The organism is Micromonospora saelicesensis (genome assembly GCF_900091575.1).
Classification (GTDB): Bacteria; Actinomycetota; Actinomycetes; order Mycobacteriales; family Micromonosporaceae; genus Micromonospora; species Micromonospora saelicesensis.
On the sequence record NZ_FMCR01000001.1, the window covers coordinates 657,547 to 670,849 of the forward strand.

The following is a 13,303-nucleotide window of genomic DNA, read 5'->3' on the forward strand; positions in this document are numbered from 1 at the left end:
TGGTGGTGGGTCAGGGACTATTCGGTTGCAGTATCTCCCGCGCCGGATGCGCCGCCCACCGTCTCGGTCGCCCCGTGGATTGCCTCACTGTGGCTTGCGGCACCGGTCGTACCGGACGCACCCTTCGCGTCGCCGGCCGGCTGCCCGTCCTTCGCGTCGTGGGCCCGCTGCGCCGCCTCCGCCGCGGCGGTGCCTGCACGCCGCATGACCACCCAGCCCTCGATGTTGCGCTGGCGCGCCCGGGCGACGCCCATCGCCCCGGCCGGCACGTCGTCGACGATCACCGAACCGGCCGCCGTGTACGCCCCGTCGCCCACCTCGACCGGTGCCACGAACATGTTGTCCGCACCGGTCCGCGCGTGGCTGCCGATCACCGTGCGGTGCTTGTTGACCCCGTCGTAGTTCACGAAGACCGACGCGGCGCCGATGTTGGTCTGCTCGCCGATCGTCGCGTCGCCGACGTACGTCAGGTGCGGCACCTTCGCGCCAGCGCCGATCTGCGAGTTCTTCACCTCGACGAACGTGCCGACCTTCGCCTTCTCGGCCAACTGGGCGGCCGGCCGCAGGTACGCGTACGGCCCGACGGTCGCGCCCGCGCCCACCTCGGCGCCGACGGCGTGGCTGCGGATCACCGACGCGGCGGGGCCGACGATCGTGTCGATCAGGGTGACGTCCGGCCCGATCAGCGCGCCCGCGCCGACCACCGTGGCGCCGCGCAACTGGGTGTTCTGGTCGACCACCGCGTCCCGGTCCAGCGCGACCGTCACGTCGATCCAGGTGGTGACGGGGTCGAGCAGGCTCACCCCGGTGCGCATCCACGCCTCGTTGATCCGGTCGCGCAGCAGCCGACGCAGCGTGGCCAGCTCCACCCGGTCGTTGCAGCCCAACGTCTCGACATGGTCCACGGCGACGTGCACCGCCACCGGCTCACCGGCGGAACGGAGCAGACCGAAGACGTCGGTCAAGTACTCCTCGCCCTGGTCGTTGTCGGTGGAGAGCTTGCCCAGCGCCTCGCGCAGCCGCACCGCGTCGAACGCGTAGATGCCGGCGTTGATCTCCCGGATCGCGCGCTGCGTCGTGTCGGCGTCGCGTTCCTCGACGATCTGCTCCAGGCGGCCGTCGGCGTCCCGCACGATCCGCCCGAGGCCGGTCGGGTCGGGCACCTCGGCGGCCAGCACGGTGGCCGCCGCGGCGGCCTCCTCGTGCGCGGTCACCAGCGCGCCCACCGTCTCGGGTCGCAGCAGGGGCACGTCACCGTTGATCACCACGACAGTGCCGGCACCGTCCGGTACGGCCTCCAGCGCGATCCGTACGGCATGCCCGGTGCCGAGCTGCTCGGCCTGGAGCACCGGAGTGGCGTCCGGGGCGACCTCGGACAGGTGCGCCCGCACCTGGTCGGCGCCGTGCCCCACCACGACGACGGTGCGGTCCGCGCCCAACGGGGCGGCGGCGCTCAGCACGTGACCGAGGAGCGTCCGACCGAGCAGGGGGTGCAGCACCTTGGGCAGTGTCGACTTCATCCGCTTGCCCTCACCGGCGGCAAGTACGACGACGGTGCGGAGGTGGGGCTGGGGCACGACGTGGCTCCCGTCGGGACGGCGGACACTCTCGCGGCCATGCTAGCCGCGGGGCCCGGCACGTTCCCCTCTTACCCCCACCGGACCCTAAAACGGGCGTAGGTGGGCAGCTCGGCCGCCAGGGTTCGAACCTGAAATACGGGTACCAAAGACCCGGGTGTTGCCAATTACACCACGGCCGATCAGCGACGTGAGCACGTCGCGCGAGGGATGGACATCCCGCCGGTACACCTTAGCGCCCCGGCCGTCTGATGCCAGCGCTCATCCCGCCGCACGGCGAGCGGTCGATGCCGGCGACCTTCCGGGGGTGGTCGGCCCGCACCTCGGCCGCTCACTTCCCAGGTCGGTCAGGCCCCTGCCACCGGGCCGGCTGACCTGCGGCTTCGAACAGTTACACGAAGGCTATTCGAAACTTCCCCGTGCGATCTACGGTGCCGTAAGTTACGGTGACGTAGGCGTAGCTTCGTGATCGTTACCATCCCCCTGCGAGGTCCCATGTCCACTGCTCTGCTCGATTCCAACACCGCCGGCCCCGGCCCCAAGCCACTCACCGACGGCAGCCAGTCCCCCGGCATCCTGGCCGCCCTCTGGGCTTTCGTGGTGATCCCCTTCGTCGCCCTGCTGGTCGCCGTGCCGGTGGCGTGGGGCGGCTGGCTGGGCTGGACCGACGTGATCATCGGCCTGGTCTGGTACGTCGTATCCGGGCTCGGCATCACCGTCGGCTTCCACCGCTACTTCACGCACGGCTCGTTCAAGGCCAAGCGGTGGCTGCGGGTGACTCTGGCGGTCGCGGGTTCGCTGGCGGTGCAGGGCGAGATCATTCAGTGGGTCGCCGACCACCGGCGCCACCACGCGTTCTCCGACCTGGAGGGCGACCCGCACTCGCCGTGGCGCTTCGGCACCAGCTTCTGGGCGTTGACCCGGGGCCTGTTCCACGCACACGTGGGCTGGCTGTTCCGCCGGGAGCTGTCCAACCGCGGGCGTTTCGCACCGGACCTCATCGCCGACCGGGACATCAGCCGGGTCGACCGACTCTTCCCCGCGCTGGTGGCCATCTCGCTGCTCGGCCCGGCGCTGATCGGCGGCCTGGTGACCTGGTCCTGGCAGGGCGCGCTGACCGCGTTCTTCTGGGCCGGGCTGGTCCGGATCGGCCTTCTGCACCACGTCACCTGGGCGATCAACTCGGTGTGCCACGTCTACGGTGAGCGTCCGTTCGCGATGCGCCAGGGCGACCGCGCGTCGAACTTCTGGCCGCTGGCGATCCTGTCGTTCGGCGAGAGCTGGCACAACCTGCACCACGCCGACCCGACCAGTGCCCGGCACGGCGTGCTGCGCGGTCAGGTGGACATCTCCGCGCGGGTGATCTGGTTGTTCGAGAAGACCGGCGCGGCGACGCAGGTGCGCTGGCCAAAGCCCGAGCGCCTCGCCGCCAAGCTGGTGAAGCCGGTCGCACCCCGCTGAAACCGGGCGGTGCCCGACGATGCCGCCTGGCAGGATGGCCGGATGACCGAGCCATGCGGGGGGACCGGGCGGCTCGGCGGACGGGGGGCCGAGCCCGATCCGGGTACGGTCGAACGGCGCGTCAGGGCGGTCGAACCGCCCGACAGTGAGGCGACGACGTGAACGGGCACAGCGGAGGAACCATTCCACGGCAGGGCGTCACCGAGCGCCAGCGAGGCGGCGACATGCCTGAGGTCAGCGACGAGGCGGCGGCAGCCGTCGGCGGCCGACGGGCGACGCCGACGGCGGCACCGAAAGCCAAAGCTCCCTCCCGGGTCCGCATGTCGGCGGCCCAACGCCGGGAGCAGTTGATCGCGACCGGCCGGCAACTTTTCGCCGAGCGTGGTTTCGACGCCACCTCCATCGAGGAGGTGGCGGCCCGCGCCAAGGTCTCCAAGCCGGTGGTCTACGAGCACTTCGGTGGCAAGGAAGGCCTCTACGCGGTGGTGGTGGACCGGGAGGTCCGGGCCCTGTTGGACCGGATCACCACGGCGTTGACCGCCGGGCACCCGCGGGAGCTGCTGGAACAGGCGGCGCTCGCCCTGCTGACCTACATCGAGGAGGAGACCAGCGGTTTCCGGGTGCTGGTCCGCGAGTCACCGCTGATGGCCGGCACGGCCACCTTCAGCAGCGTCATGAACGACGTGGCGCACCAGGTCGAGCACATCCTGGGCGCCGAGTACAAGAGCCGCGGGTACGACCCGAAGCTCGCCGAGCTGTACTCGCAGGCGCTGGTCGGCATGGTGGCGTTGACCGGTCGCTGGTGGTTGGAGGTGCGTAAGCCGCGCAAGGAGACGGTGGCGGCGCACCTCGTCAACCTGGCCTGGAACGGGTTGTCGCACCTGGAGGCCAAGCCGACGCTGATCACCGCGCGGCGTAGCTGACCCCGATCAGCGGCGGTGCACGTCGGCCACCGGGTGCTTGCGGTGCTCCAGCTCCGCCTCGGCGGATTCCGGTGGGCCGACCTTGTCGTAGAGGCCGGTGCCCAGCAGGATCAGGCCGAACAGCATCGACACGACCACTGTCGACATCGAGAAGTTGAGGAAGTTCGCGCCGGTCTGCAGCACCGACATCATCAGGATGCTGGTCACCAGGAACACCACGCCCGCGGTGAGGTTCATGTAGTGGCCGAGGTTGGTACGCCGCGAGGCCCCGATGATCAGGACGACCCCGAAGACCACCGAGGCGAGCGAGAAGGCCAGGTTGGTCCGGAGCCCGAGGGCCCAGGTGCTGGTGCGGGCGAAGAGTGGGTCGCCGATCGTCTCGGCGACGCCCCAGACGCCGAAGACCAGGATGTAGACCCCGATCAGCCCGGAGAGGACCCGGTAGAGCGGCCGTGCCGGATGGTTGACCGGAAAATGCGGCATACCCAGACCCCCTGATGTGACCGTTTCAGGGGAATTGTCGCCCAAGGCAGAACCAACTGTCCGAAGAACCACAAAGCCGGAAGGTCCGCCGAAGGCTGGACCGAGTCAGGTTTTCGCCGGAGCCCGAGCTGCGCAGGGATCAAGCCTGACCGCCCGGAGCAGCTCGGGCTCCGGCGAAAACCACCGCCGCAACCAACGATCAGAGAACCAGGCGAGCCTTCTGGAACGCCTCCGCCTCGTCCTCCGTGCCGACCTTGCCGTACATGCCGACCATGAGCAGCACCAGGGCGGCCGTCATCACCACGACCACGGTGGTGATGCTGAAGTTGAAGATGTTGGCGTCGGTCCGGATGAACGCGAGACCGGCCAGGCTGACCACCATGAGGCTGTACGCCAGCCACTGGTTGATCGCCACGTCGATGTTGCGGCCGAGCGCGGTGCCGACCAGCACGACGATCCCGAGCAGCACGCTGAGCAGCGAGAAGCCGAGGTTGGTGCCCTGACCGAGGACCCGGGTGTCGTCCTGGGCGAGGATCTCGTTGCCGGTGCTCGCGATGATGCCGAGCACACCGAAGACGACCAGGTACAGACCGGTCAGCCCGCCGATCGCCCGGTAGATCGGCCGCGCGGGGTGGTTGACGGGGGTGTGTGCCATGTCTGTGTCTCCAACGCCGTGGGGTAGGTGTCGCCGACGATTGTCTCGCATGTGGTGGTGTGACGCCGCACACGGGGCCCGGGCCGGCGCGCCCGGCCGGTCAGCTCTCGGGCAGGTCCTCGGCGAGGGTCATCCAGCTCTCCTCGATCCGCTCCCGTTCGGCGCGCAGATCCTTGAGCTGGGTGTCCAACTCGGCGACCCGGGCGTAGTCGGTGGCGTCCGCCGCGAGCTGATCGAGCAGCGTGGTCTCGCGCTGGTCGAGCTTGCTGAGCTGCCGCTCCAGCCGGGTCAGCTCCTTGCGGGCCTGACGGACCTCGGCGGCGGACATGCCACCGCCCGAGGGGGCAGCGGGCGTGGAGGTCGAGGTGACGCCCACCCGAGGAGCGCCGGCCCGCTCGGCGGTCCGTGCGAGGTATTCGTCCACGCCGCCCGGCAGGTGCACCAGCCGACCGTCGCCGAACATCCCGTACGCCGTGTCGGTGACCCGCTCGATCAGGTACCGGTCATGGCTGGCCACGATGATCGTGCCGGGCCACGAGTCGAGCAGGTCCTCCAGCGAGGCGAGGGTGTCCGTGTCCAGGTCGTTGGTGGGCTCGTCGAAGAGCAGCACGTTGGGCTCGCCGGCCAGCAGCCGCAGCATCTGCAACCGGCGGCGTTCCCCACCGGAGAGGTCACTGACCGGGGTCCAGAGGCGGCGGTCGTCGAAGCCGAACACCTCGGCGAGCTGCGCGGCGGAGACCTCCCGGTCGCCGAGCTGAACCCGGCGGGCGACCTCCTCCACCGCCTCCAGCACCCGCAGGTGCCCGGGCAGCTCGGTGAGCTCCTGGGAGAGGAACGCGGGCCGCACGGTGGAGCCGGTGCCGAGGCGACCGCCATCGGGGCGGGTGATGCCAGCGAGCATCCGCAGCAGCGTGGTCTTGCCGGCGCCGTTGGCACCGAGGATGGCGATCCGGTCGCCGGGGCCGACCAGCCAGGTGACGTCGCGAAGGATCTCCTTCGGGCCGGCGTGCAGCTCGACGTTCTCCAGGTCGTACACCTGCTTGCCCAGCCGCGAGGTGGCCATGCGCTGCAACGACATGGTGTCGCGCGCCGGCGGCACGTCGGCGATCAACGCGTTCGCGGCGTCGATGCGGAACTGCGGCTTGGAGGTCCGCGCCGGCGGGCCACGACGCAGCCAGGCGATCTCCTTGCGGAGCAGGTTCTGCCGGCGGGCCTCGGTGGCGGCGGCTACCCGCTCGCGCTCGGCGCGGGCGAGGGTCCAGGCGGCGAAGCCACCCTCGTAGGCGCGGACGGTCTGGTCGGCGACCTCCCAGGTGTTGGTGCAGACCGCGTCCAGGAACCACCGGTCGTGGGTGACCACGACCAGGGCGCCCTTGCGGCCGACCAGGTGCCGGGCCAGCCAGTCGACCCCGCCGACGTCCAGGTGGTTGGTGGGCTCGTCGAGGATGAGCAGGTCGGAGTCGCGCACGAGCAGCGCCGCGAGCGCCACCCGGCGGCGTTCGCCACCTGACATCGGGCCGACCGGCTGGTCGAGGCCGAGGTGCGGCATGCCGAGGCCGTCGAGGATGGCCCGGACCCCGGAGTCGCCGGCCCACTCGTGCTCAGCCCCCATACCCTCGGCGAGCCAGGCGGTGCCGAGCACCACGTCCCGGACGGTGGCCTCGGGGGCGAGGGTGAGCTGCTGCGGCAGCCAGAGCACACGCAGGTCACGGCGGTGGGTCACCCGACCGTCGTCGGGGTCCTCCTGCTTGGTGAGCAGCCGCAGCAGGGTGGACTTGCCGGCGCCGTTGAGGCCGACCACGCCGATCCGGTCGGCGTCGTCCAGGCCGAGCGAGACGTCCGTGAGCAGCCGCCCGGCGGCGCCGTACCCCTTGGACACCCGGTCCAGATTGACGATGTTCGCCACGTTCCACCCTTCATGATCAAGGCGTCCCGATGCCGGCGGGCACCTGGACGCCTGTCCCAAGGGTACGCGGGAGCCCCGGACGTCCGCGCCGCGCGCCAGCAGCTCCGGTGGAACGCGTCGTCAGCCGACGCGGGCGCCGGCTACCGGACCGTGCGCGACCCGCGCCTCCCGGCAGACGCCGGCGGCGGTCAGCTCGGCGGCGATCCGCTCCGCGTCGGCAGCGTTGGCGGCGAGAAACACGCAGGTCGGGCCGGAGCCGGAGACGATGCCGGTGAGCGCGCCGGCCGCCTCGCCGGCCTTCAGGGTGTCGGCCAGCGCCGGCCGCATGGCCAGCGCGGCGTCCTGGAGGTCGTTGCCGAGCGTACGGGCGAGCACCCGGGGGTCGCGCTGGCGCAGCGCGCCCAGCAGGGCGTCGGTGCTGCCCAGCGGGGCGCCGGCGGCACCGGAGTCGCGGAGCCGATCCAGCTCCCGGTAGGCGGTCGGGGTGGACAGGCCGACGTCGGCGATCGCCACCACCCAGTGCCAGGAGGTGGGGCGGACCAGCACCGGGCTGATCGCCTCACCCCGGCCGGTGCCCAGCGCGGTGCCACCGTAGATCAGGAACGGCACGTCGGAGCCGAGGTCGGCGGCGATGCCGGCCAACTCGTCGCGGGACAGCCCGGTGCCCCAGAGCGCGTCGCAGGCCACCAGCGCGGCGGCCGCGTCGGCGCTGCCCCCGGCCAACCCACCGGCGAGCGGGATCTGCTTGCGCAGGTGCAGTCGGGCGTGCGGCAGCACCCCCGCGTACCCGGCGAGGGCGTGCGCGGCGCGGATCACCAGGTTGGTGTCGTCCAGGGCCAGCTCGCCGGTGCCCTCACCCTCCATGGTCAGGGCGAGGGTGTCGCCCCGGCGGGCCGTCAGCTCGTCGTAGATCGAGATGGCGTGGTAGACCGTGTTCAGCTCGTGGTAGCCGTCCCGCCGCAGCGGGCCCACCCCGAGATGCAGGTTGATCTTCGCCGGCACCCGCACCCGCACCGGGCCGATGGCCCCGCGTCGCTCGTCGTCGTCCGGTCGCCAGGCCTCGGTCACGGGGTGATGTCCCGAAGGTGCAGGCGGATGTCGAACGGCTTGGCCACGATCAGCTCCTCGGCGTCCTCGGCGGGCACGGCGTCAGCCTACTTCCCGGCCTGCGTACCGACCGGAGCCGACGCGGCGATGGCCGCGAACTGCTCGACGGTCAGTGACTCCCCGCGGGCGCCGGGGTCGACGCCAGCGGCGGTGAGCGCCTCGGCGGCGCGGTCCGCGCCACCGGCCCAACCGGCCAACGCGGCGCGCAGCGTCTTGCGCCGCTGCGCGAACGCCGCGTCCACCACGGCGAAGACCCGCTCCCGCGGTACGTCGGTGCGGGGCGGCTCGTGGCAGGTGAAGGAGACCAGGCCGGAGTCGACGTTGGGCACCGGCCAGAACACGTTCGGCGGCACCTTGCCGGCGCCCCGGGCGTGGGCGTACCAGGCCAGCTTCACCGACGGAATGCCGTACACCTTGGAGCCGGGACCGGCGACGAGCCGGTCGGCGACCTCCTTCTGCACCATCACCAGGCCGTGTCGCAGGGTGGGCAGCACGGCGAGCAGGTGCAGCACCACTGGCACGGCGACGTTGTAGGGCAGGTTCGCCACCAGCGCGGTCGGTGCCGGGTCGGCCAGCTCGGCGGCGGCGATGCGCAGCGCGTCCGCGCGATGCACGGTGAGTCGGGCGGCATCGGCCCCGGCGTGCCGCGCGACGGTCTCCGGTAGCGCCCCGGCGAGCACCGGGTCGATCTCCACGGCGTGCACGTGCCCGGCAACCGGCAGCAGCCCCAGGGTCAGCGAGCCGAGCCCGGGCCCCACCTCCAGGGCCACGTCGTCGGGGGTGAGGCCGGCGGCGGTCACGATCCGGCGCACGGTGTTCGGGTCGTGCACGAAGTTCTGGCCCAGCTTCTTGGTGGGCGCGACGCCCAGCCGGGCGGCGAGTTCCCGGATCTCCGCCGGGCCGAGGAGACCGGTCATGGCTGGCAGCGTAGCGACGGGGTCGGTGCCGACCGTCGGGCCGGGCTCACCACGGGCCGAAGGCCCGGTCGCCGGTGGCGGAGATGGCCGCGCACAGCTCGTCCAGGTCGCTGCCGGTGGTCGCGGCGAGCGCGCGGACGGTGAGCGGAATCAGGTACGACGCGTTCGGCCGGCCGCGGTACGGCATCGGGGTGAGGTACGGGGCGTCGGTCTCCACCAGCATCTGATCCACCGGGGTGAGCGCGGCGGCCTCGCGCAGCGCCGTCGCGCTGCCGAAGGTGACGGTGCCGGCGAAGCTCAGCAGGTAGCCGCGCCGGACGCACTCGCGGGCGAAGTCGGCGTCGCCGGAGAAGCAGTGCAGCACCACCCGGTCGGGAGCGCCCTCGTCGTCGAGGATCCGCAACACGTCGGCGTGCGCGTCGCGGTCGTGGATGACCAGCGTCTTGCCGTACCGCTTGGCGATGGCGATGTGTGCCCGGAAACTGTGCTCCTGTGCGGCACGCCCCTCGTCGCCGGTCCGGAAGAAGTCCATCCCGGTCTCGCCGATCCCGCGGACCCGGTCGCGGGCGGCGAGTGACTCGATCTCCCGCAACGCCTCGTCGAGGTCGCTGAGCCGGGGCGCCTCGTTGGGGTGCAACGCCACGGTGGCCAGCACGGCGGGGTACCGGTCGGCGGTGTCCGCGCCCCAGCGGGAGGAGGCGACGTCCACGCCCACCTGGACCAGCCGGTCCACGCCGACCTTCGTGGCCAACGCGATGGCCACGGCAACCGGGTCGTCGGCCGGCCCGCCGCCGGGCACACCGGCCTCGCTGACCGTGATGTCCAGGTGGGTGTGGCTGTCCAGCACCGCCCGGGGCAACGACTCGGGGGCGGGCGGAAACTCTCCGGCCCGCCGGGCGGCACGCTCGCGGCGGGATTCAGTGGGCTCGCTCATCAGCGACAGCATCACACACCGGGCCTGTCCATCTGCCCGCCACCCGACGTTCACCCCGACTACGCCGCGCGACTCTACGGTCGCTCACGAGCGGACGCGACAGCGTGCGGACCTCATCCCACCGAGCAGCGAGGCGACGGCATGAGCGTCACCCCCCAGGCCGGTGGCAGCGCCGGTGAACGGACCGGACTGCACGTCGCGTTCGGTGGCGGCGTGTACCCGGCCGAGGAGGTCGCCCGAGGCGCCGCGTACGAGTTGTTCAGCGCCGACGAGGTGGCCGGCTTCGAGTGGGCGCCCCGCCCGGGTAGCGCCCTTCCGTGGCACCGGTTCGTCCACGTCACCGAGGTGACCGCCGTGCACGGGGCGACGGAGCCGGCCGACGAGCCGGAGACGCCGCTGCTGATGCCCGCTCACCGCGAGCGGGGCTGGGCCTACCTGCACCAGCTCAGCCAGCAGCCGGCGGCGGCGGGCGACCCGATGCTGGCGGCCGCGCGCGCGTCGGCGGTGGTCCGGCGGGGCACCCGGATGATGAAGGTGCTCTCGGCCCAGCAGCTCGCCGGCTACGTACGGGGTTGGCTGCCGCACGGCTTCTGCTACCGCGAGCACGACGTGGCGCACCTGCGTACGCCGGGGACGACGACTGTGCTGCGTACCGATGGTGACGTTGGCCGGGACGGCCCGGACGTGGCGTACGCGCTGCGCTGGCGCGCGTCCGACCCGGGTGACTACGACGTGCCGGTGGGCCCGGCACACCGCGGTCTGACCGCGCTGGCCTCCCGGGACCGGCTCGGCGCCCCGGTGCTCGGCACCGGCTTCGTGCCCAGCAACGGTCAGCTCATCCCGGAGTTCATCACCCGGGACTTCGCCGACCTGCCGATGCCGGCGAACGCCGCCCTCATCGCGTACCCGGCGGAGGGGATGGAGGTGGTGCTGTACACCTACCAGGCCGAGCAGCGCGGGTGGCTGCGGATGGTGGGCCCACAGTGGCGGCACCTGCTGGCCGCGGTGCCGGGCCTCTCCCCGGACCAGGAGTACGTGCCGAACGCCGACGCCCCCCGCTCCACCCAGCTGGTCGGCATGTACGGCGACAGCGAGTACGAGGCGGTCGCCGACCTACCCGGTGGGTTCCGGGTGCTGGCGATGACCCGGGCGGCCCGTTACCCGGTGGACGCGGTGGCCCGCCGGGTCCGGTTCGCCCAATGGCGGGGGGTGCCGTGCCTGGTGCTGCGGGAGGAGGCCGGCTGGCTGCGGGTGCGCCTGCGCTACCCGAACCCGGACACCGTGGTCGCGACCGGCGCGCAGTGCCAGGAACGCGGCGTCTACGAGGCCTGGGCGCCGGGCGCCGAGGTGACCGACGACCAGGTGATGGACACCCGGTACGCGATGTGACAGCGCGCGGCGGCGGGGCGCCCGCCGCCGCGCGTCGTGTGCTCAGTCGGCGAGCCGGGCCAGTTCCTCGTCGACGATCGACGGGTCGAGCTTGCGGAACACCGGCTTCGGCGCGGCCAGCGGGCGACCTGCCTCGATCGACACCGACTCCCAGCGCGCGCCGACTGTGTAGTCCCCGGTGAGCACCGGGTACGCCGGGCCGCCGTCCAGGTCGTCGACCTGCTCGATCACCGGCATCGGCGCGTGCACGCCGGTGCCCCCGAGCAGCTCGTGCACCTGCTGCGCGGAGTGCGGCAGGAACGGGGTGAGCAGCGTGTTGGCATCGCTGATCACCTGAAGGGCGACGTGCAGGATGGTCCCCATCCGGGGCTTGTCCGCCTCGTCCTTGAGCTTCCAGGGCGCCTGCTCGGAGAGGTACCTGTTGGCCTCGGCGACCACCTTCATGGCCTCACCGATCGCCTGCTTCTGCCGGTGCCGGCCGATCAGGTCGCCGACCGTGGTGAACCCGGTCCGGGCAACGGCGAGCAGCGCCTCGTCAGCCTCGGTGAGCCCGGCCGGGTCGACCGGCGGGATCACCCCGAAGTTCTTCGCGGCCATCGAGACGCACCGGTTGACCAGGTTGCCCCAACCGGCGACCAACTCGTCGTTGTTGCGGCGCAGGAACTCGGCCCAGGTGAAGTCGGTGTCGTTGCTCTCCGGGCCGGCGGCGGCGATGAAGTAGCGCAGCGCGTCGGCGTCGTAGCGCTCCAGGAAGTCGCGAACGTAGATGACCACCTTGCGGGACGAGGAGAACTTGCGCCCCTCCATGGTCAGGTACTCGCTCGAGACCACCTCGGTGGGCAGGTTGAGCCGACCCAGCTCGCCCGGCTCACCGTCGCGGGAACCCTCGCCGGAGTAGCCGGAGAGCAGCGCCGGCCAGATCACCGAGTGGAAGACGATGTTGTCCTTGCCCATGAAGTAGTAGGACTGGGCGTCCTTCCCCGCGCCGTCGGCGGACCAGTACTTCCGCCACGCGTCCGGGTCGCCGGAGCGGCGGGCCCATTCGATCGAGGCGGACAGGTAGCCGATCACGGCGTCGAACCACACGTAGATGCGCTTGTCCGGCCGGTCGCGCCAGCCGTCGAGCGGGATCGGCACGCCCCACTCCAGGTCACGGGTGATCGCCCGGGGCTGGAGGTCGTCGAGCAGGTTGCGGGAGAACCGCAGCACGTTGGGCCGCCACCCCTCACGGGTGTCCAGCCACTGCCGCAGCACCTCGGCCAGGGCCGGCAGGTCCAGGAAGAAGTGCTCGGTCTCGACGAACTTCGGAGTCTCTCCGTTGATCCGCGACTTCGGGTTGATCAGGTCGATCGGGTCGAGCTGGTTGCCGCAGTTGTCGCACTGGTCACCGCGGGCGCTGTCGTACCCGCAGATCGGGCAGGTGCCCTCGATGTAGCGGTCGGGCAGGGTGCGCCCGGTGGACGGGGAGATCGCGCCCATGGTGGTCTTCGGCACGATGTAGCCGTTGCGGTACATCCCCTCGAACAACTCCTGCACCACCGCGTAGTGGTTGCGGGTGGTGGTGCGGGTGAACAGGTCGTAGGAGAGACCGAGGCCGTGCAGGTCCTCGACGATCACCCTGTTGTACCGGTCGGCCAGCTCGCGTGGGGTCACCCCGTCGGCGTCGGCCTGCACCTGGATCGGGGTGCCGTGCTCGTCGGTGCCGGAGACCATGAGCACGTCGTGGCCGGCCATCCGCATGTACCGGGCGAAGACGTCGGAGGGAACGCCGAAACCGGAGACGTGGCCGATGTGGCGGGGGCCGTTGGCGTACGGCCAGGCCACTGCCGCGAGAACGTGACTCATGAGCAGTGAGCCTAGTGACCCGTCCGGGGCGTTCGCGAACCAATGGGGGGTGCCGGACCGGCGGACCGGGCCGACCACGTCGCCCGTTGGTCCGATTTGTCGTCGA

11 protein-coding genes and 1 tRNA gene are annotated in these 13,303 nt (G+C 71.7%); 3 read left to right on the forward strand and 9 right to left on the reverse strand.

Translation table 11 applies throughout. The annotated features are described in order from the left end of the window. Positions 1-17 precede the first annotated feature (17 nt). The gene (glmU, locus tag GA0070561_RS03090; RefSeq protein WP_091394636.1) at positions 18-1,577 is read right to left on the reverse strand and encodes a bifunctional UDP-N-acetylglucosamine diphosphorylase/glucosamine-1-phosphate N-acetyltransferase GlmU; all 1,560 of its coding nucleotides are present in this window, start codon (positions 1,575-1,577) and stop codon (positions 18-20) included. Positions 1,578-1,687: 110 nt separating this feature from the next. Then, positions 1,688-1,759: transfer RNA gene (locus GA0070561_RS03095), tRNA-Gln, on the reverse strand. A gap of 313 nt (positions 1,760-2,072) precedes the next feature. Between GA0070561_RS03095 and GA0070561_RS03100 the strand changes: the two genes are divergently transcribed. Further along, the gene (locus GA0070561_RS03100) at positions 2,073-3,038 is read left to right on the forward strand and encodes an acyl-CoA desaturase (protein ID WP_091394639.1); all 966 of its coding nucleotides are present in this window, start codon (positions 2,073-2,075) and stop codon (positions 3,036-3,038) included. A 224-nt stretch (positions 3,039-3,262) separates the two neighbouring features. Further along, complete coding sequence (locus GA0070561_RS03105) at positions 3,263-3,961, forward strand: TetR/AcrR family transcriptional regulator (RefSeq protein ID WP_091394642.1); 699 nt, start codon at positions 3,263-3,265, stop codon at positions 3,959-3,961. 6 nt (positions 3,962-3,967) lie between these two features. On the opposite strand, the gene GA0070561_RS03110 is transcribed toward GA0070561_RS03105, so the two are convergent. The 6 genes from GA0070561_RS03110 to GA0070561_RS03135 all read right to left on the reverse strand — a co-directional run bounded on the left by GA0070561_RS03110 (position 3,968) and on the right by GA0070561_RS03135 (position 9,975). Continuing rightward, complete coding sequence (locus GA0070561_RS03110; protein ID WP_091394644.1) at positions 3,968-4,444, reverse strand: DUF4383 domain-containing protein; 477 nt, start codon at positions 4,442-4,444, stop codon at positions 3,968-3,970. A gap of 199 nt (positions 4,445-4,643) precedes the next feature. Further along, a complete protein-coding gene (locus GA0070561_RS03115; RefSeq protein WP_091394646.1) occupies positions 4,644-5,099 on the reverse strand; it encodes a DUF4383 domain-containing protein in 456 nt (151 codons plus the stop codon). A 100-nt stretch (positions 5,100-5,199) separates the two neighbouring features. Continuing rightward, positions 5,200-7,005, reverse strand: a complete 1,806-nt coding sequence (locus tag GA0070561_RS03120; protein ID WP_091394649.1) for an ABC-F family ATP-binding cassette domain-containing protein — start codon at positions 7,003-7,005, stop codon at positions 5,200-5,202. A 120-nt stretch (positions 7,006-7,125) separates the two neighbouring features. Next, positions 7,126-8,073 carry a 4-(cytidine 5'-diphospho)-2-C-methyl-D-erythritol kinase gene (locus GA0070561_RS03125; protein ID WP_091394652.1) on the reverse strand — a complete coding sequence of 316 codons (948 nt, stop codon included), beginning with the start codon at positions 8,071-8,073 and terminating at the stop codon, positions 7,126-7,128. Positions 8,074-8,159: 86 nt separating this feature from the next. Next, positions 8,160-9,029 (reverse strand): 16S rRNA (adenine(1518)-N(6)/adenine(1519)-N(6))-dimethyltransferase RsmA, encoded by an 870-nt coding sequence (gene rsmA, locus GA0070561_RS03130; protein WP_091394655.1) that lies wholly within the window; start codon positions 9,027-9,029, stop codon positions 8,160-8,162. Between the two features lie 46 nt (positions 9,030-9,075). Further along, on the reverse strand, positions 9,076-9,975 hold the full coding sequence (locus GA0070561_RS03135) for a TatD family hydrolase (protein WP_091397253.1): 900 nt from the start codon (positions 9,973-9,975) through the stop codon (positions 9,076-9,078). A 129-nt stretch (positions 9,976-10,104) separates the two neighbouring features. Between GA0070561_RS03135 and GA0070561_RS03140 the strand changes: the two genes are divergently transcribed. Next, positions 10,105-11,352, forward strand: a complete 1,248-nt coding sequence (locus tag GA0070561_RS03140) for a hypothetical protein (protein WP_091394658.1) — start codon at positions 10,105-10,107, stop codon at positions 11,350-11,352. Positions 11,353-11,394: 42 nt separating this feature from the next. On the opposite strand, the gene metG is transcribed toward GA0070561_RS03140, so the two are convergent. Further along, complete coding sequence (metG, locus tag GA0070561_RS03145) at positions 11,395-13,197, reverse strand: methionine--tRNA ligase (RefSeq protein ID WP_091394661.1); 1,803 nt, start codon at positions 13,195-13,197, stop codon at positions 11,395-11,397. Positions 13,198-13,303: the final 106 nt, after the last annotated feature.

Bases quoted from the DNA above. Each gene is read 5' to 3' on its own strand.
- metG (WP_091394661.1), bottom strand. From the start codon at position 13,197: ATGAGTCACGTTCTCGCGGCAGTGGCCTGGCCGTACGCCAACGGCCCC.
- GA0070561_RS03115 (WP_091394646.1), bottom strand. From the start codon at position 5,099: ATGGCACACACCCCCGTCAACCACCCCGCGCGGCCGATCTACCGGGCG.
- GA0070561_RS03100 (WP_091394639.1), top strand. From the start codon at position 2,073: ATGTCCACTGCTCTGCTCGATTCCAACACCGCCGGCCCCGGCCCCAAG.
- GA0070561_RS03140 (WP_091394658.1), top strand. From the start codon at position 10,105: ATGAGCGTCACCCCCCAGGCCGGTGGCAGCGCCGGTGAACGGACCGGA.
- rsmA (WP_091394655.1), bottom strand. From the start codon at position 9,029: ATGACCGGTCTCCTCGGCCCGGCGGAGATCCGGGAACTCGCCGCCCGG.
- GA0070561_RS03135 (WP_091397253.1), bottom strand. From the start codon at position 9,975: ATGCTGTCGCTGATGAGCGAGCCCACTGAATCCCGCCGCGAGCGTGCC.
- GA0070561_RS03110 (WP_091394644.1), bottom strand. From the start codon at position 4,444: ATGCCGCATTTTCCGGTCAACCATCCGGCACGGCCGCTCTACCGGGTC.
- GA0070561_RS03105 (WP_091394642.1), top strand. From the start codon at position 3,263: ATGCCTGAGGTCAGCGACGAGGCGGCGGCAGCCGTCGGCGGCCGACGG.